The sequence below is a fragment of the Frankia sp. CpI1-P genome (assembly GCF_001421075.1).
GTDB classification, from domain to species: domain Bacteria; phylum Actinomycetota; class Actinomycetes; order Frankiales; family Frankiaceae; genus Frankia; species Frankia torreyi.
Genome location: NZ_LJJX01000019.1, coordinates 39,331 through 55,361, shown reverse-complemented (window position 1 = coordinate 55,361; position 16,031 = coordinate 39,331). Strand labels below are relative to the sequence as shown.

Here is a 16,031-nt window from a genome sequence, read left to right as displayed (position 1 = left end):
GCGTCGGAGGGCGACGCCTAGGCGACAGTTGGTTGCGAATCCCTCACTGCCGGTAGATGCTGCGGCCACATCGTCGCACCTCACATCGCGGCAGCCATCAGACCTCGGGGGAACCTTCATGCAACCGGACATCGCCGACCCCACCCAACCGGCCTTCCTCGCGACCTACCTGGCCGGACTCCCGCAACCCGATCATGATCACGCCGGTCCGGCGCGCAGCGTGCGCGAGGACGACTTCGACGGCCATCACGTCGTCATCACGACCACCTACGAGATCACCGTCGACGGGCAGCCGTTGAATGTGCACATCGGGCTGTCGAACGACGGCTCGGCGCACTGCCACGGCCTGCCCGCCTACCAGCTCCCCTCGCTGGTGGACCTGGTGCGGGTGCTCATCCGCACCTTCCCCGACGAGTTCTCCCCGCACCCGACGCCCGGAGACGGCCACGACGGCGACGGCCACGACGGCCAGCACAGCCACGATCACGGCGACGGCGACGGCCGCATCCACGGCGACGAGACCTCGGGAGGGCGGTGAGATGGCCGCGGTCCGCCGGGACATCCTCCACGACGACAAGGCGCGAGCCGACTACATCCGCGGCGTCAAGCTGCTCAAGCACGAGCCCACGACGCTGACCACGGACCGGTTCGGCATCTCCGGGCGCGCCCGCCCCGTGTACACCTACGACCTGTTCGTCATCTGGCACGTCCTCGCGATGAACACCGCGGTGCCACCGGGCGGTGACGCCNGAACCCGCAACGCCGCGCACCGCGGGCCGGTCTTCCTGCCCTGGCACCNGGTGATGCTCCGATGGCTGGAGGCACACCTGCAACGGGTTCTCGGTGACCCGGACTTCGGCCTGCCCTACTGGGACTGGGCGCTCGACGGCACCCCGCCCGCGCCGGACGGGGTGGCGAACCCGGCCGCCTCGGCGCTGTGGCGGGACACCCCGGACGGGTTCGGCGGCCAGGGCAGCCCCGTGCGCGGCGGCGCGTTCGCCTTCGACCGTGNCGACCCGACGAGTTTCCGGGTGCGGATCGCGACCAACTCCAGCGGCGCGCTGCGCCAGGTCACCGAGCGCGGCCTCGCCCGCAGGTTCGGCCAGAACGCGCCGTTCGGCTCGCCGCGGCTGCCTCGCACCAGCGACGTCCGCGCGGCCTACAACACGCGTGCCGACCCGAGCCTCGCCGACTACGACCGGCCGCCCTTCGACGTCTCGTCTCGCGGCTTCCGTAACCGGCTGGAGGGCTTCACCGGCCCCGGCCTGCACAACCAGGTCCACCTGTGGGTCGGCGGGGACATGGCCCCGGCATCGTCCCCGAACGACCCGGTGTTCTTCGTCCACCACTGCAACGTCGACCGGCTCTGGGAGGGCTGGATGAGCCGCAACGGCCGCCAGTACCAGCCGGACATGACGGCCCCGCCGACCCTGCTCGGCCACCGGATCGACGACCCGCTCGTCTCCCCGTTCGCCCCGGCCAGCAAGCCGGACACCCCGGGCGGCGTCCTCGACATCTCGGCCTTCTACAGCTACGACACCCTGCCCTGACCTTCCTTTCCCCGCCGGACGTCCGGCGGGGAAAGGGGACGCCCGGCTTGGACGGTCAGGACGCGGCGGGGGCGCCGAGCTCGGCGCGGTCGACGAGGTCGACGAGGTCGGCGAACCCGCGGCGGTCGACGAGGTCGGTGAACAGGTCCACGACGTCGGCGGCGAGCGAACGCAGTTCGTCGGCCGTGACCGGGCGGCTGTTCTCGAACGCGAGCTCGACGGTCCGGGCGAGCAGGTCCGCCCGCCGTTCGAGGGTGGCGACCGCGGGCTGGGCGGCGGCCCGCGGCGACGCGCTCTCGCCACCGACCAGCTCGCCCTCGGCCCGCACGAAACCCTCGAACGTCGCCTGGAACGCATAGGCGACCTCGTCGGCCCCGAGTTCGGCACGGAGCACGCCGTACTCGGCGAGCAGCCGGAAGTACCGTTCGGACACCAGGTGGTGGCGTTCGTCCCAGGCGGGGTCGTGCTGGCGGGCCAGCCGGCCGAGCAGCTCCGGGTCGGCCAGCAGCAGCCCGCGCAGCAGCGGACGGTGCATGACGGCGAGGAAGTAGTCGTGGGCGAACTGGTGCGGCAGGCAGGTACTCGGCCGGGTGCGCATCGCGACGAGCAGCTCGGACATCGCTCGGGCCACCGCCCGGTCGAAGACGGCGGCGAACAGCTTCTCCCGCGTCTCCCAGTGCAGGTAGACCGTGCCCTTGCCGATGTTGGCGCCGACCGCGACGTCCTCGACGGTCACCCGCCGCGCTCCGTGACGCAGCAGCAGATCCTCGGCGGCGTCGAGGATGCGCGTGGCGCGCTCCCGCCCGCGCGACGGGTCCCGGGACCGGCCGGCTGTCGGGCTCACGCGACGACCGTATGACCGCTTTCGAGAGCTGGTCAACGTTCATCACACCGCGCATTCAACTTTTGACCAGATTTGAAATCTGGTCATACGCTGACGGTTCGATCGGCCTCGACCCCACCCGCGGAGGACGTATGGGCAACCGGANGGTGCTCGTCTCCGGCGCCGGCATCGCCGGTACGACGCTCGCGTACTGGCTGTCATGGCACGGCTTCCGGCCGACGGTAGTCGAGCGCGGGCTGTGGCAGCGGACCAGCGGCAGCCCGGTGGACGTGCGCGGCCCGGCCCTCCGGGTGGCAGAGCGGATGGGGGTGCTCGCCCGGCTGCGGGCCGCCGCCACCAACGTGACGGGGATGCGGTTCGTGGACGCGGCCGGCCGCAGCGTCGGCCGTGTCAACCTGCGCGCGCTCGCGCGCGCGACCGGCGGCGGCGACGTCGAGCTTCCTCGCGGCGCGCTCGCAACGATCCTGCAGGCGGCGAGTGCGGAGCACGCGGAGTTCGTGTTCGGCGACTCGATCGCCGGTCTGGCGCAGGACGAACACGGCGTCGACGTGACCTTCGACCACGGTCGCTCCCGCCGATTCGACCTGGTCATCGGCGCCGACGGCCTCCATTCGGCAGTGCGCCGGCTCGCCTTCGGGCCAGACGCGAACTTCGTCCGTCATTTGGGCCTCTACATCGCCACGGTGCCGTTCAACGGGCCGATCGAGCACCGGCGTGAGGTGGTCATGCACAACACCCCGGGCCGGGCCGTCGCCCTACACCCCTCGGCCTCCGGGCCGATCGCGTTTTTCGCCTTCCGCCGCCCGGATCTGGCGGACTTCAACCATCGTGACATCGACCAGCACCGCACCCTGCTTGCCGGCGCCTACGCAGCCGGATCATGGCGGACGGCGGAGTTGCTGGCGCGGGCGCAGGCCAGCGAGGACCTCTACTTCGACGCGGTGAGCCGGGTGGACGTACCCGCCTGGTCGACGGGTCGGATCACGCTCGTCGGCGACGCGGCCTCCTGCGTGTCTCTGTTCGGCGACGGCTCCTCCCTGGCGATGGCCGGGGCATTCGCACTCGCCGAGGAACTGGCCGCAACCCCCGACGATCACCGCTCGGCCCTGCGCCGCTACGAGGCACGCCACCGCCGTCTCGTCGAGCCACGCCAGCGCGGCGTCGATCAGGCGGCTCACCTGCTCATCCCCACCACCTGGACCGGCATCCGCGCCCGCAACGCAGCCACTCGTCTGTGGCCGGCCGCCGCCGCTGCCGGTTGGCTCGGCAGCCGCCTGACCACCGCCGGTCGCGGCCCCCGCCCGCCCCACCACGCCCCCGCCCGCCCCGCCGGCGCCACCTCACCGGGCTGACCACTCCCGACCCCGCGCCACGATCACAGCGCTTGGTACAAGCGGGGAAAGCCCGCCCGAACGTGCGTCGGAGGACGACTACCGCCGGTCTCTCCACCAGGGGCGCTTCATCCTCGGGGGTGAACAGCCTCACCCACGGTCCGACGTCGCCGCGTCTCCGGCCAGAGAGACAGCGATGATCACGGTGGCTACCAACTCGTCGGATATGGCGATCCGGCCGATCAGCCCGGCGCGGGCGACCGCGTCGACGAGCGACGGCGCCTGCTGTGCGCTGGTCTCGAGCAACAAGCTGCCGCCTGGGGCGAGCCAGGACGGCGCGACGGCGACAACCCGACGCAGCACGTCGAGACCGTCCTTTCCACCGTCGAGAGACAGCCGGGGCTCGTGCTCCCGCGCCTCGGGCGGCATCAGGCCGATCGCGTCGGTCGGGACATACGGCGCGTTGACCACCAGGAGGTCCACGCGTCCCCGCAATGACCTGGGGAGCGCGGCGAACAGGTCACCCTCGTGCACCANACCTCCGCCGGCGACGACGTTGCGCCGAGCGCAGCGCACTGCGGCGGGCTCGATGTCGGCGGCGTGCACCTCAGCGTCAGGTAGAGCTGCGAGCAACGCTGCCGCCACTGCACCGGATCCACAGCACAGGTCGACCACGACCTCGCCGGGCCGGCCACCGGCCTGGTCGAGGGCCTGCCGGACGAGGAACTCGGTGCGGCGCCGGGGCACGAACACGCCGGCCTCGACCGCGATCTTCAGTCCGCAGAACTGCACCCAGCCGAGGATGTGTTCCAAGGGCTTGCCGGCGACCCGGCAGTCGACCATCGCGGCGAGCTCAGCGGCAGTCCGGGCGGCGCCCACAAGCAGTCGGGCTTCGTCCTCGGCGAAGACGCAACCTGCGGCACGCAGCCGACGAACGACATGGGGCAACGATGGAGACGGCGGAAGGGGCAAGGGAATTGACGACACGGGAAGCCTTTCGGGACACCAAAGGGCGCCCTCCCGATCACCAGGCCCGGTCGAACCACATGTGATCGCGGGAGGAGTACGCCCACCCTGATACCGCGGACATGGGTCCCACCTCCTCAAAAAGATCATCTATGACTGCGCCCACAGTACCAGAACCAGTCCGCCCTACCAGGGGCTACGCGCGGCCTCCTGGAACCGGCAGCAGGGCTCGATCGAGCAGCCCCGCGACGACCGCACCGATGACGGCGAGATCGAGGTAGTGGCAGGCCATCGCCCCCGCGTAGCTGGGGCCGCCCCACGCATTCACCGTGAAGTTCGGGTCCAGTCCGGCCAGCACCTGCACCCCAGCCCGCCAACACAGGTAGAGCAGCGNCACGGCCAAGGCGGCGAGAACAGCAAGCCGCCAGAGCGCCGCCGGGTGGCGGCGGACGGCCGGCCGAAATGCNGGCCCAGGCGCCGTCGACGTCGCGGTTGTCCTCGCTTCCTTCGCCCTGTTCAGTGTGCCGGCCGCATTGACTCCGACGGTCGCGCCTGGGGCTGACGCCTACGGCTCAACCGCGCACATCCTTCTGTTCGGAGCACTCGCCGCCGCGCCGCTGATCGCGGCCCGACGCTGGCCGCTTCCGGTGCTCGCCGGCGTCACCGCGGTTCTCTGCACGGCCGCGTTCGCAGGGGTCCGCTTCACGCCGTTGGTCAGCAACGCCGGGCCAGCGCTCGGCGTTGCCGTCCTCACCGTCGCCGATCACCACCCCAGACGGATGTCACTGGCCGCGACCACCGCGGCGGTCGCAGCGATTGCGGTCTCCGCCGCCGTCGCCATGCGGCTGTACCCCGATCAGGAACAGGATCTGGTCCAGGCACTCATCGCCGCAGCGGCCTGGCTGGTCGGCGATGCCTTCCGCACCCGCCGCCGCTACCGGTCCCGGCTGGCGCTGGAGGCACGCCGAGAGGCCACGGAGCGGGAGCGCCGGATCCGCGCCGAAGAGCGGCTTCGCGTCGCTCGAGACGTCCACGATGTCGTGTCGCACACTCTGAGCCTGATCGCGGTCCGCTCCGGAGTCGCCCGGCTGCTCGAGGACCCACGCGAGGCGCGCGAGGCACTGAGCGTGATCGAGACGACGAGCCGCTCGGCTCTCGACGAGGTGCGCCGCGTCCTACGCAGTACCCGCCAGGAGATCCGGGAGCCATCGGTTCGATCGGACGCGACGCTGACAACGCGACCGCAGGCGGAGCCTGCCGGGGTCTCGGGCCGGGCGCATGAGGCGGTCCCGTCGGGCGGGCGCCCCGAGCGCACCGAGTCAGCGCGAGCTGGCGAACAGGCCAGCGCTGACGAGCCAGCCAGGGTCACCGAACCGAAGCTCGCAGACCTGGGCCATCTGGTCGCCGGGCTGCAGCGACCTGGGTTCCGCACGTCATACCGGCGCACAGGCACCGAGCGCTGCTATCTACCGGTCCTGGAGACCTCGGTGTACCGCATCGTCCAAGAAGCACTGACGAACGTGGTCCGGCATGCCAACGCCGCCGAGGCCCAGGTCAGTGTGCACGACGGGCCGCGGGAACTGGTCGTGAGCATCGTTGATGACGGCCATCCCCCACCGGGCGGCCCAGAGCATCATCACAGCGACGAGACGCCGGCAGATCGCCGGAGCGATCAGGCGCGCCACGACCCGGCTGATGAGCCGCCTGGCCCAACCTCGCGGCGACCCGAGCCGGGCAGAGGATCAGGACCCGGGCTGGGCCTGGTCGGGATGTACGAGCGAGCGGAACTCTTCGCCGGCACGCTCAGTGCGGGCCCCCAGGAACGAGGGGGATTCGCGGTCGTGGCCCGGTTTCCCGTCTCACCCGCCACCATGATCGCGGATCGGTCTTGTGAGCTCCCGCCAGTGCCTGTCCGGCCACGCCCCGTCGGGCAGGACACAGGCTGATGATGGTGACAGCCGATGGCTCCACACCGGCGGAGAGCCATGATGGGCTCCGTAACCGCGCTGATTCCGACTATGGATCCCGCCCGTTGTCGGCGGGCGACGGTCGCGTCCGGGTCCTCATCGCCGACGACGAGGCTCTGGTGCGCGCCGGTTTCCGGGCGCTGGTCGAGTCCGCTCCCGATCTCACGGTGATCGCGGAGGCCGGGACCGGCGCCCAGGCGGTGCGGTTGGCCAGGCACCTGCGCCCGGACGTCGTTCTCATGGACATCCGTATGCCGATTATGGATGGCCTGGAGGCGATGCGGATCATTGCTGCGGACCCTGGCACTGCCGCGACACGCGTCCTCGTGGTGACGACCTTCGATCAGGATGAACATGTCTTCGCGGCCCTGCGTGGCGGCGCCAGCGGATTCGTCCTCAAGGACACGCGCCCGGAGGACCTCCTGGCCGCGATCAGGATCGTGGCCGCCGGCGACGCGCTGCTGACCCCGAGCGTCACCCGGCGGCTCATCGTCGAGTTCGCCCAGCGGCCGCAGCGGCCCGCAGCCCGGGGCGAAGAGCTGACCCGGCTGACGGAGCGGGAGCGCGAGGTGCTCATCCAGGTTGCAGCGGGACTGTCGAACTCCGAGATCGCCAGGCGGCTGTTCGTCGGCGTCACAACCGTCAAGACGCATGTCAGCCGCTTACTGACCAAGCTTGGGGCGCGCGATCGGGCGCAGCTCGTCGTCGCCGCGTACGAGTCCGGCGTGGTATTCCCCGGCGCCGGTCCGCTCGCGCCGGGATCGGACCGCTCGTGAGAACGATTCAGGCGAGGGCATGCCCCGTAGTCGCCTCGACGTGGTCGGGCAACAGGTCATGGCGGTCCCCCACGGACAGGGTGCCTCTCGGTTCGACCAGGAGAATCGACGCGCCGGCCGGAGATGCGGGACGGTGCTCCACACCGCGCGGGACGACGAAGATCTCCCCCCGGTTCAGGATGATGACTCGCTCCCCTTTACCAGGCTCGTCGCGCACGGCGACGTGCAGAGTGCCCGCGAGCACGAGGAAAAGCTCGTCAGTATCGGAGTGCGTGTGCCAGACATGCTCGCCGGCGACCTTGGCGATGCGGATGTCGTAATCGTTCACCCGGGCGACGATGNGGGGACTCCACAGCGCCTCGAAGCTGTCGAAAGCGGCCTTGAGATCAACCGGATTCGCCCAGGCACCTCGCGGAGGCTCGGCAGCCGCTGCTTCAGGGACAGCGTGCGCGGAGCCGGCGGACGCGGGGGTGGCGGCGGGTGCGGAGGTGGCGGCGGGTGCGGAGCGGCGGTCGGGCCCGGAGACTGGCTCGGCGGTCATGCGTGAATGCTCCCGCCCGACAAAGAGATAGACGAGCGCTAGGAATCGCACATGTCGCATGGATCCTCGCAACCGGATCGCGCGCCAACGCATCGGATCGCGGTGATCGTGGATGACGGGTCGAATCCCTTCGAGCTCGGTGTCGCCACCGAGTTGTTCGGGCTGCGCCGCCCCGAGCTCGACCGGCCCTGGTACGACTGCACGCTCTGCGCGCCTACCCCGCAGATCCGCATGCATGGCGGACTGTTCACCCTGTCCGGCGTCGCCGGGCTCGACGCGGTGTCCGCAGCCGACACGGTCATCGTGCCGAACCGCCCGGATCCGCTCGTCGCCCCGCCACCGTCGGTGCTGGCCGCGATCCGGGCGGCCGGCGACCGCGGGGCCCGCCTGGTCAGCTTCTGCACGGGGACGTTCACCCTCGCCGCCGCAGGGGTGCTCGATGATCGCCGGGCCACGACCCACTGGCGGTGGGCCGACCTGTTCACCCGCCGTTACCCCGAGGTACGGCTCGAACCTGATGTGCTGTTCGTCGACGACGGCGACGTGTGCACGGCCGCGGGCAGCGCCGCCGCCCTCGACCTCGGGCTGCACCTCATCCGCCGTGATCATGGAGCCGAGGTTGCGAATATGGTCAGCCGACGGCTGGTCTACGCAGCGCACCGCGACGGCGGGCAGCGGCAGTTCATCGAACGGCCCGTACCGATCGTGCCCGACACCTCCCTCGCGCCGCTGCTGGACTGGGCCCGCCAGCGGCTCGACCGACCTGTGGCGATCGCCGACCTGGCCAGCCAGGCCGCGGTCAGCCCGGCCACGCTGCACCGTCGGTTCCGCGCCGAGCTCGGCGTCACTCCACTGGCGTGGCTGACCGCCGAACGGGTCGCCTTGGCCTGCCGGCTGCTCGAACGCGGAGAACATCGCCTCGATCTCGTGGCCCGGGCCAGTGGCCTCGGGACCGCCACGAGTCTGCGGGTAGCGCTGCGCCGACGCACGGGCCTCACGCCGACCGCCTACCTGCGTCGGTTCGGGCCGGCCCGGCCGGCGCCAGGACTGGCCAATCCGGCGAACAGCGGCTGAGCGGAGGGAGCGGACAGGAAGGGGCCGAGCAGGTCAGGAAGCCGGCTCGGGAACGGTCGTGTGACGAGGAGGGGACGGTCCGCGAGGCGGCGCGGGGACGGTCCGCGAGGCGGCGCGGGGACGGTCCGCGGGGCGGGCGAATATGCGGCCAGCGCCGATCGGGCTGCTCCAGACGATCAGCGTTTGGTCAATACAGAAGTCGACAGCGACAAGCCCCTGATCCCAAGGATGGCGACTTGTAGTCTCTTCTCGCCTGCAACGACCGTTCAGCCATGGCCTTCCGCGCCCGCCGCGTGCGAGGAGGAGGTTCGAGGATGGTGGGCGATCCGTCCGTCATCGGCCGCGTCGGCGCGCTCATCGTGGGCACCCGGGGTGACGCCGGGCCGGGCGAGGTGGTGGTGCGGGTCCGCGGCGGAATCGAAACTTTCCTCGCGCTGTCCGACACTCCGCTACCCAAGGGCGCATCCGTGCTGGTCATCGGGACGCGCGGGCCTCGGACCGTCGAGGTGGTGCCGTGGCTGGATCCCGCCGCCGTCTTCGGCGGNGATCTCTGACGAAAGGTTCGCGGCGTGTTTGGTTACCGAGTCCCCGCACCCGACCAGGCGATGCTGATCTCGGGTGGGAAGAACCGCGGTGGGATGCCTTTCAAGGTGGTCACCGGTCACGGCGGATTTATTCTGCCGTTCTTCCGCAAGGTGCGCTTCCTGACCCTGGCGATGTGCGAGGCCGAGGTCACGGAGACGTGCGTCACCTACCAGGGCATCTCCCTGAACGTCCGCGCCGTGATCGCCTTCAAGGTGGGCAACGACAGCGAGAGCATCGTCAACGCCGGCCAGCGCTTCCTGTCCGACCAGGGCCAGATGGCCGTGCTGACCGGGCGGATCTTCTCCGGCCACCTGCGTTCGATCATCGGCTCGATGACGGTCGAGGAGATCATCCGCGACCGNCAGAAGCTCGCCACCGAGGTACTCGACGGGTCCAAGGCGGAGATGNCCCGGATCGGGCTGACCGTCGACGCGTTGCAGATCCAGTCCATCGACGACGGCAGACTCGNCTACATCGCGGCGATCGCGGCGCCGCACAACGCCGCCATCCAGCGCCAGGCGCAGATCGCCCAGGCCGAGGCCAACCAGGCCGCCGCCGAGGCCGAGCAGCNCTCGCAGCGGGCGCAGGCGGAGTACGCCCGGCAGACCTCCATCGTCCAGGCCCAGTACCGAGCGGAGATCGACCGAGCCCAGGCCGAGGCCGCACAGGCCGGGCCGCTTGCGCAGGCCCAGGCGGAGGTGGCGGTGACCGCGGCGCGGACCGAGCTGGCCGAACGCGAGGCTCAGTTGCGCCAGCAGCAGCTCGTCACCGAGGTCGTCAAGCCCGCGGAGGCGGAGGCCGAGCGGGTCCGCGTCCTCGCCCTCGCCGAGGCCGAGAAGATGAGGATCCAGGCGGAGGCCGCCGCGTCGCACAACCGGGTTGCACTCGACCGGATGCTCATCGACCAGCTTCCGGAGATCGTCCGGCAGGCAGCCTCGGGGCTGGCGGGCGCGAACGTCACGGTGCTCAACGGCGCCGAGGGCATCGGTGAGATCGCCAGCGGACTCGTCGGGCAGGGCGTGGCCATCTTCGAGGCCCTGCGCGCGGGCGTCCGGCAGCCGGCCTACGCCGCCGACGGCCAGGAGACCGCCGCCAGCGCCGAACACCCCGGCATCGCGACCGCCAGGCCCGTTCAGGAGACGTAGACGTGCTTACGGCCGGCAGCGACGGGACGCGCCTCCGGCCGGCCGCAGTATCCGTACTCCACGCGGCGCCGCCACACCGTGAGCCGGCATTGATCGGCCTCGATCGTCCAGGTCCGCCGCTCAACCCGATCCTCGACCTGAACAGGATTTCGGGTCCCTGCTTCGCCGGCGCGACGGTGCGCCCAGGAGTGCGCCGCCTCCCACTCCAGGAAGGTGGCCACCAGTTCGCCATCGCCGTCGTAGACCTGGAATCGGCGAGTCGCCATTGTCACGCCTTTCAGCCAATTACCGAATAATGAGAACCGTGGAGCTGTCCACGGTGCGCGGTCACGCCCGGGGAGGCGTCGATCCGACCCGCGATGGTGGGCTGGCCGGCTCCGGGCGGGGCTCGACGCCCACCCGCCCGGAGCCGGCGGTCGACGTCCGCCCTCACCGCCGCCGGCCAGCGCGCCGACATCCCACGTGGTCGTCGACCGTCTGGTCGCCGCCGACCGCGTGGCGGTGGACCGCCTGATCGCCGGCCGCGAAGCCACAGCCCTCGCGATGGCGGGCCACGCCATGGGCGTGGCCGCCCGAAAGTCCCGAACGGACGGGGTGGCGGGGATGGACGGGGTGGCAGGGGTGGACGCAGGGGTGGGGGCGTGCAGCAGGACCGACGCCGCCCGGCCGGTCGTCCAGGCATGGTCGCCGGATCGACGCCTCGGACCCCGCGCGATCGCCATCGACTACTCCCCGTGATTCCTCACCGTACCAAGTTCTCACCCAGCGGGTTGTGCTCGCCACTCAAAGTAAACCAAGACTCGCGGCATGGCTCCTGCCTCGACCGTCTGCATGAGCTTCTGTAAGAGTTCCGCTACCCATAGCAGTGCACTGTGTATGAGGAGTGGCGATCCAGTGGCAGGATGCACCCATCACTCCGAGCAGACCGAAGGACTAGCGATGGCCACAAGCGGCGGTCCGACTGTGCGGCGTCGGCGGCTGGGCGCCGAGTTACGGCGTCTGAGAGAGGCGGCGGACGTCTCGGTCGACGAGGTGTGCCAACTGCTGCGCTGCTCGGTCTCGAAGGTCAGCCGGATGGAGAACGGGCGGGTGCCGGTACGCACCCGCGACGTGTCGGACCTGCTCAACCTGTACGGTGTTACGGAGGGTGAGCAGCGCNACGCCCTGATGGCGTTGGCCCGGGAGTCCCGCCGGCACGGCTGGTGGCACTCCTACCACGATGTCGTCCCGGCCTGGTTCGAGATCTACATCGGCCTGGAGGGTGACGCGGCGTCGATCCAGGTGTACGAGTCCCAGCTCGTCCATGGGCTGCTCCAGACCGGAGACTACGCCCGGCAGGTCATCCGGGCCGATGACCCGGAGGCCGACGAGGAGGAGGTCGAGCGCAAGATTGCCTTGCGGATGGACCGGCAGCGTCGGCTCACCGCCCCCGACCATCCCCGGCTCTGGGTGATTCTGGACGAGGCGGTGCTTCGCCGGGAGATCGGCGGTCGGGCGGTCATGCGCGATCAGCTCGATTTCCTCGCCAAACGGTCCGAACTCCCGAATGTGACAATCCAGGTCCTGCCGTTCGCGGTCGGCGCACACGCCGGCCTGGGCAGCGCGTTTTCCATACTCGGATTCCCCGATTCGGAAGACCACGAAGTGGTCTATATAGAAGAGGCGGCCGGCAGCCTTTACATCGAGCGTGCCGCCGAAGTCCGGCGCTATAAGTTGAAGATGAATCACCTTCTGGCCGCCGCCCTGCGGCCAGAAGAATCCAGACAGATGATAATTTCCGTCGCAAAGGAACTCAAATGACCAGATTTGCGAAGCCCGATCTGGGCGGTCCCGCCGAGCTGGCCTGGCGCAAGAGCAGCTACAGCAACGGAGCGGGGGGCATGTGCGTGGAGGTCGCTCCCCTGGGCGAGGGCATCGTGGTGCGTGACTCGAAGAACCCCAGCGGTCCCGTGCTCGCCTTCTCCGCGGCCGAGTGGGACGCCTTCCTGGCCGGCGCGCGGGACGGCGAGTTCGACCGAACCCGGGTCCGCCAGGCCTGACCCGCCCTGGTCCGAGCCTGCGCTCCCCCCGCGNCCGACAGCGCCAGGTCCGGCCCGGACGCCTCCACCGGATGCGCCCGGGCCGGTGGGGGATCGCTGGGCCGGGAACGGCCGCCGATGGAGGGGGCGGAACGATCCGATCAACGTCGACGTTCCCACCCCGACCGGGTCGAGGTTCCTGTCATGACGGCGCGGTGGCGGCCGCTCGACATGCCGGTTGGCTCTTGCGCAACGCCCCCCGGTCGCGCACTCTTGTAGATGTTCAGTCGGTCCTCGTTGTTCAAGTGTTCGTCCCGTTGTGGTCGTGGCATTTCCGGGGCACGACGTCCGCGGCGTCCATCGCGCAGGGTGGGCAGGCGGACCGGACGCTCCCGGCGCCGTGGCGGCATGGGACGACGCTCGGCCACCTTCGCCCACTGGACGGGCCACGCGGGCTGCGAATGCCCGCCCAACGCGGAGGAGGGCAGTCGTTGTGATCATATTTGACGGTACGGCTACCCGCGTACAGCACCGCGACGCCACGGTCCGGGTGGCCGCGTCGCTGGCGGCGCTCGACCCCGGCGGCCACCAGGCCGCGCGTACGGCCTCAGTCCTCACTGCCGCGTGTTGTCGCCCGCCGGCGGGGGGGCCTCGGGCAGGCTCGGTGGCCGGCGGAGCCGCCATCCCGTCGCCGTCCTAGCTGAGGACGGCGCATCCCGCCCGCACCCCGGGCACTCCCTCACGCCTGATCACGGTCGGTCCACCTCAGGATCCGCCGGGCATTCGGCTTCCCCGACGGATCCCTGGTTGCGGGCATGGCTTCCGAGATCCATACGCGTAGCACCATCCTGTTCCCCTGCCACTGGGAGGTGATTGCCGTGGCCACCGCCACGACCAACCTGCTCAACACCCCGATGAAAGATCAGCGCGTCGAACGTGTTCGGCGCGCGGCACTGTCGGCGTACGTGGACGGGAAGATCACCTTTGCGCAGGCGAACCTCCGGGTACGCAAGGCTCTCGAACGCTTCGGCGTGTGATGGGCCGGCCCAGGCCCGGCGGGCGGCGTCGTCCGCCGGCCGGCCCGTCCGCGACCGGCGCAGTCCGCCGGCCTGGCCGCCCCTGGACCTCCCGGCCAGGCCGCCGGGCTCGCCGCCGCGGCTGACAGTCGGGGCGCACCGTCGTCGAGGTGCACCGTCGTCGAGGTGCACCGTCGTCGAGGTGCACCGTCGTCGAGGTGCGTGCTAGGCGAGGCGTAGGCGACGATCGGCCACGCCGACGGTGAGCTGCTGCCCCCAGGACAGCTCGATCGTGTCCGTCTCGATGCCGTCGCCGAACACGACCATCCGATCGGCCTCCACCAGGATCTCCAGCCGCGCCGGCCCGGCGAGGCGGCCCTCGGTGCAGGTGGTGCCCGTGGCCGGTGACGGCCATGCCTCGCGGACGAACCAGACCAGCGCGCCGGCGGTCGGCGCCGGGAGCGAAAGCTCGCTGCGCCGCTGCGCCCACACCGAGCGGCACCAGCCCGTCGCACCGGTGCCGGTGCCGACGAGCAGCCCGGATGACGCCTGCCGCTCGGTCACCGGGGCGCCCCCGCCGGGAACCCGCAACCGGTACCGGGCGGTCTGGTGGCCGGGGTGGCCGGCGTAGACCTCGTTGAGCGCGACGAGGCGCTGGCCGTCGTCGGAGCGGGCCTCGACCATGGTCAGTTCGCGCAGCAGGCGACCAAGCCCCCGGGCGGGGTCCGCAGGCGATCCCTCGACGGCGCGCAGCAGGGCGGCGGCCTCTCCCGGGGCGTGCCGGACCAGGACACCCGGCGTGCGGGTCGGTTCGACGTTGATCCCCAGGACGAGCTGGCCGTCGAGGTACTTCGCGACGTTCGCGACGAGCCCGTCCTGTCCGACGCAGACGACCACGTCATCCGGAGCGAACAGGAACCGGTCGAGGTCGGACCGCTCCACCTCGCCGCGACGCCAGTGCGGCGGGATCGCCGCGGCGACCGACCGACGGGCCGCCTCGGCGGCATCGTGGGCGGCCTGCACCTCGGCCAGCTCCCGCCCGCGGGTGGCCAGGAAGAACGCGGCCTGGCCGCGGGTGCCGTGCCGGTCCAGCAATTCGGCGTACTCGGTGCGTCGGTGCACGAGCACCGCGCGCGGGGCGAGGCTCACCGAGGGGTGCCGGCGCGGGCGAACCGGGCGACCGCCTCGGTGACCACGTCGGGGGTGATGGTGAGCGCCCCGATCGCGGGCAGATGGTCAGCCAGGTCCCGCACCGCCAACGCGACCACCGCCGAGGTGTCCAGACCGGTGACCGCGGCGACCCGGGCCGCCTCGGCGTCGGCCTCAGCCTGCCCGACCAGACGCACGGCCTCGGCCCGCGCCGCCGCCTCCACCCGAACCCGCTCGGCCTGCGAGCGGGCGGCCGTCTCGGCCCGCTCCGCCTCCGCTGCGGCGGCGATGCGCGCCGCCGCCGCCTGCTCGGTCATCCGGCGCTGCTCGTTGGCGCCCTCCTGGGTCACGAGCCGCTCCTCTCGCACGGCCAGCTCGATCTTGCTCTGCAGCTCGTTCTCGGCGATGCGCCGCTCCTGCTCGACTGCGAGCGCGCGGCGGCCGTAGGTGGCCCGGTCGGCCTCGGTCTGGATCTGTTCGCGGGTGGGCGTGCGCAGCGCCTTCTCCACGTCCGGCGACGGGCGGACGGCGACCACCCGCACCCCGACCACACTCACCCCCGTCTGGACCAGGCGGGCATCTGCGCGCAGGCCGTCGGTCACCCGCGCCCGGATGACCGGCACCCCCTCGGCGAGGGCGGTGGTGAGCGACGTGCGCGCGAGCAGGTCCGAGGCGTACTGCTGGGCAGACTCATTGATCATCCCGGCGAGCTGGTCGAGGGGCTTCTCCCGCCAGGTGCCGAGCTCGGGGTCGATACCGAAGTCGAGGCGGGTGGCGGCCAGCACCGGGTCGGCGATCCGGTAGGTGACGGTGGCCTGCACCGCGACGTCCTGGAAGTCGGCGGTCCGCGCGTGGAAGAGCACCGCGAGCTCCCGGTCGTCGACCGGCACCTCACTGATCACCGCAGTGCGCGGCCGATACCAGAAGACCAGGCCGACACCCTCGTGGGCGACGGCCGTGCCGCGCTGGTGGCGGATGTACGCGGTGGGGGTGCCCCGCAGGTGGCACAGGAACGGCGCCCGGCTGANGTCCGCCATGAGAAGGTCCTCTCTTTATCGTCGACATGACG

Annotated in this window: 14 protein-coding genes and 14 pseudogenes; 20 read left to right on the top strand and 8 right to left on the bottom strand. The window is 71.2% G+C overall.

The window, feature by feature from the left end:
• Positions 1 to 118 precede the first annotated feature (118 nt).
• The 5 genes and pseudogenes from FF86_RS14515 to FF86_RS48660 all read left to right on the top strand — a co-directional run bounded on the left by FF86_RS14515 (position 119) and on the right by FF86_RS48660 (position 1,550).
• Complete coding sequence (locus FF86_RS14515) at positions 119 to 538, top strand: hypothetical protein (protein ID WP_044885974.1); 420 nt, start codon at positions 119 to 121, stop codon at positions 536 to 538.
• 1 nt (position 539) lies between these two features.
• A pseudogene (locus FF86_RS62415) lies at positions 540 to 749 on the top strand (tyrosinase family protein); the annotation flags it as partial.
• Between the two features lies 1 nt (position 750).
• Positions 751 to 798, top strand: a pseudogene (locus tag FF86_RS48670) (hypothetical protein); the annotation flags it as partial.
• A gap of 1 nt (position 799) precedes the next feature.
• Positions 800 to 1,011: pseudogene (locus FF86_RS48665) on the top strand (tyrosinase family protein); the annotation flags it as partial.
• Between the two features lie 20 nt (positions 1,012 to 1,031).
• Positions 1,032 to 1,550 (top strand): tyrosinase family protein, encoded by a 519-nt coding sequence (locus FF86_RS48660; protein WP_242418786.1) that lies wholly within the window; start codon positions 1,032 to 1,034, stop codon positions 1,548 to 1,550.
• A 55-nt stretch (positions 1,551 to 1,605) separates the two neighbouring features.
• On the opposite strand, the gene FF86_RS14505 is transcribed toward FF86_RS48660, so the two are convergent.
• Complete coding sequence (locus FF86_RS14505; RefSeq protein WP_044885972.1) at positions 1,606 to 2,394, bottom strand: TetR/AcrR family transcriptional regulator; 789 nt, start codon at positions 2,392 to 2,394, stop codon at positions 1,606 to 1,608.
• Positions 2,395 to 2,540: 146 nt separating this feature from the next.
• Here FF86_RS14505 and FF86_RS14500 point away from each other — a divergent pair, with 146 nt between their 5' ends.
• On the top strand, positions 2,541 to 3,746 hold the full coding sequence (locus FF86_RS14500) for an FAD-dependent monooxygenase (RefSeq protein WP_242418769.1): 1,206 nt from the start codon (positions 2,541 to 2,543) through the stop codon (positions 3,744 to 3,746).
• Positions 3,747 to 3,875: 129 nt separating this feature from the next.
• On the opposite strand, the pseudogene FF86_RS48655 reads toward FF86_RS14500, so the two are convergent.
• Both FF86_RS48655 and FF86_RS48650 read right to left on the bottom strand, forming a co-directional pair.
• A pseudogene (locus FF86_RS48655) lies at positions 3,876 to 4,261 on the bottom strand (putative protein N(5)-glutamine methyltransferase); the annotation flags it as partial.
• A gap of 1 nt (position 4,262) precedes the next feature.
• Positions 4,263 to 4,712: methyltransferase (locus tag FF86_RS48650; RefSeq protein ID WP_396229888.1), on the bottom strand; the 450-nt coding region annotated here is incomplete at its 3' end.
• A gap of 446 nt (positions 4,713 to 5,158) precedes the next feature.
• Between FF86_RS48650 and FF86_RS14485 the strand changes: the two genes are divergently transcribed.
• Together FF86_RS14485 and FF86_RS14480 are read left to right on the top strand one after the other, a co-directional pair.
• Positions 5,159 to 6,637: sensor histidine kinase (locus FF86_RS14485; protein ID WP_242418767.1), on the top strand; the 1,479-nt coding region annotated here is incomplete at its 5' end.
• Positions 6,637 to 7,434, top strand: coding sequence for a response regulator transcription factor (locus tag FF86_RS14480; protein WP_236705876.1), 798 nt, complete (start codon positions 6,637 to 6,639; stop codon positions 7,432 to 7,434). The genes FF86_RS14485 and FF86_RS14480, both read left to right, overlap by 1 nt.
• A gap of 7 nt (positions 7,435 to 7,441) precedes the next feature.
• On the opposite strand, the pseudogene FF86_RS48645 reads toward FF86_RS14480, so the two are convergent.
• Both FF86_RS48645 and FF86_RS66465 read right to left on the bottom strand, forming a co-directional pair.
• Positions 7,442 to 7,775, bottom strand: a pseudogene (locus FF86_RS48645) (cupin domain-containing protein); the annotation flags it as partial.
• A gap of 1 nt (position 7,776) precedes the next feature.
• Positions 7,777 to 7,975: pseudogene (locus FF86_RS66465) on the bottom strand (cupin); the annotation flags it as partial.
• Positions 7,976 to 8,026: 51 nt separating this feature from the next.
• Here FF86_RS66465 and FF86_RS14470 point away from each other — a divergent pair.
• From FF86_RS14470 to FF86_RS66455, 7 genes and pseudogenes are all read left to right on the top strand, one after another.
• Positions 8,027 to 9,049 carry a helix-turn-helix domain-containing protein gene (locus tag FF86_RS14470; RefSeq protein WP_173667274.1) on the top strand — a complete coding sequence of 341 codons (1,023 nt, stop codon included), beginning with the start codon at positions 8,027 to 8,029 and terminating at the stop codon, positions 9,047 to 9,049.
• Between the two features lie 314 nt (positions 9,050 to 9,363).
• Positions 9,364 to 9,593 (top strand): annotated as a pseudogene (locus tag FF86_RS66460) (hypothetical protein); the annotation flags it as partial.
• A 25-nt stretch (positions 9,594 to 9,618) separates the two neighbouring features.
• Positions 9,619 to 9,995 (top strand): annotated as a pseudogene (locus tag FF86_RS48640) (flotillin family protein); the annotation flags it as partial.
• Between the two features lies 1 nt (position 9,996).
• Positions 9,997 to 10,041, top strand: a pseudogene (locus FF86_RS48635) (hypothetical protein); the annotation flags it as partial.
• A gap of 1 nt (position 10,042) precedes the next feature.
• Positions 10,043 to 10,102: pseudogene (locus FF86_RS48630) on the top strand (hypothetical protein); the annotation flags it as partial.
• A gap of 1 nt (position 10,103) precedes the next feature.
• Positions 10,104 to 10,204: pseudogene (locus FF86_RS48625) on the top strand (hypothetical protein); the annotation flags it as partial.
• 1 nt (position 10,205) lies between these two features.
• A pseudogene (locus FF86_RS66455) lies at positions 10,206 to 10,779 on the top strand (flotillin); the annotation flags it as partial.
• Here FF86_RS66455 and FF86_RS14455 read toward each other — a convergent pair.
• Positions 10,767 to 11,045 (bottom strand): hypothetical protein, encoded by a 279-nt coding sequence (locus tag FF86_RS14455; RefSeq protein WP_044885966.1) that lies wholly within the window; start codon positions 11,043 to 11,045, stop codon positions 10,767 to 10,769. The pseudogene FF86_RS66455 and the gene FF86_RS14455 overlap by 13 nt on opposite strands.
• A gap of 196 nt (positions 11,046 to 11,241) precedes the next feature.
• Between FF86_RS14455 and FF86_RS14450 the strand changes: the two genes are divergently transcribed.
• From FF86_RS14450 to FF86_RS14435, 5 genes and pseudogenes are all read left to right on the top strand, one after another.
• Complete coding sequence (locus tag FF86_RS14450) at positions 11,242 to 11,517, top strand: hypothetical protein (protein WP_044885965.1); 276 nt, start codon at positions 11,242 to 11,244, stop codon at positions 11,515 to 11,517.
• A 69-nt stretch (positions 11,518 to 11,586) separates the two neighbouring features.
• Positions 11,587 to 11,937, top strand: a pseudogene (locus tag FF86_RS48620) (helix-turn-helix domain-containing protein); the annotation flags it as partial.
• Position 11,938: 1 nt separating this feature from the next.
• Positions 11,939 to 12,579 (top strand): DUF5753 domain-containing protein (locus tag FF86_RS14445; protein WP_242418766.1); only part of this gene is annotated, 641 nt, incomplete at its 5' end.
• The gene (locus FF86_RS14440) at positions 12,576 to 12,818 is read left to right on the top strand and encodes a DUF397 domain-containing protein (protein ID WP_055866801.1); all 243 of its coding nucleotides are present in this window, start codon (positions 12,576 to 12,578) and stop codon (positions 12,816 to 12,818) included. The genes FF86_RS14445 and FF86_RS14440, both read left to right, overlap by 4 nt.
• Positions 12,819 to 13,612: 794 nt before the next feature.
• Complete coding sequence (locus FF86_RS14435) at positions 13,613 to 13,834, top strand: hypothetical protein (RefSeq protein ID WP_044885962.1); 222 nt, start codon at positions 13,613 to 13,615, stop codon at positions 13,832 to 13,834.
• A 204-nt stretch (positions 13,835 to 14,038) separates the two neighbouring features.
• Here FF86_RS14435 and FF86_RS14430 read toward each other — a convergent pair whose 3' ends face one another.
• Positions 14,039 to 14,962 carry an inorganic polyphosphate kinase gene (locus tag FF86_RS14430; RefSeq protein ID WP_044885961.1) on the bottom strand — a complete coding sequence of 308 codons (924 nt, stop codon included), beginning with the start codon at positions 14,960 to 14,962 and terminating at the stop codon, positions 14,039 to 14,041.
• Positions 14,959 to 15,989, bottom strand: a pseudogene (locus FF86_RS14425) (SPFH domain-containing protein); the annotation flags it as partial. The pseudogene FF86_RS14425 and the gene FF86_RS14430, both read right to left, overlap by 4 nt.
• Positions 15,990 to 16,031: the final 42 nt, after the last annotated feature.

What these genes read in the sequence shown, in the direction of transcription:
- FF86_RS14470 (WP_173667274.1), top strand. Translation starts at nt 8,027, where the DNA reads ATGTCGCATGGATCCTCGCAACCGGATCGCGCGCCAACGCATCGGATC.
- FF86_RS14515 (WP_044885974.1), top strand. Translation starts at nt 119, where the DNA reads ATGCAACCGGACATCGCCGACCCCACCCAACCGGCCTTCCTCGCGACC.
- FF86_RS14435 (WP_044885962.1), top strand. Translation starts at nt 13,613, where the DNA reads ATGGCTTCCGAGATCCATACGCGTAGCACCATCCTGTTCCCCTGCCAC.
- FF86_RS14440 (WP_055866801.1), top strand. Translation starts at nt 12,576, where the DNA reads ATGACCAGATTTGCGAAGCCCGATCTGGGCGGTCCCGCCGAGCTGGCC.
- FF86_RS14455 (WP_044885966.1), bottom strand. Translation starts at nt 11,045, where the DNA reads ATGGCGACTCGCCGATTCCAGGTCTACGACGGCGATGGCGAACTGGTG.
- FF86_RS14480 (WP_236705876.1), top strand. Translation starts at nt 6,637, where the DNA reads ATGATGGTGACAGCCGATGGCTCCACACCGGCGGAGAGCCATGATGGG.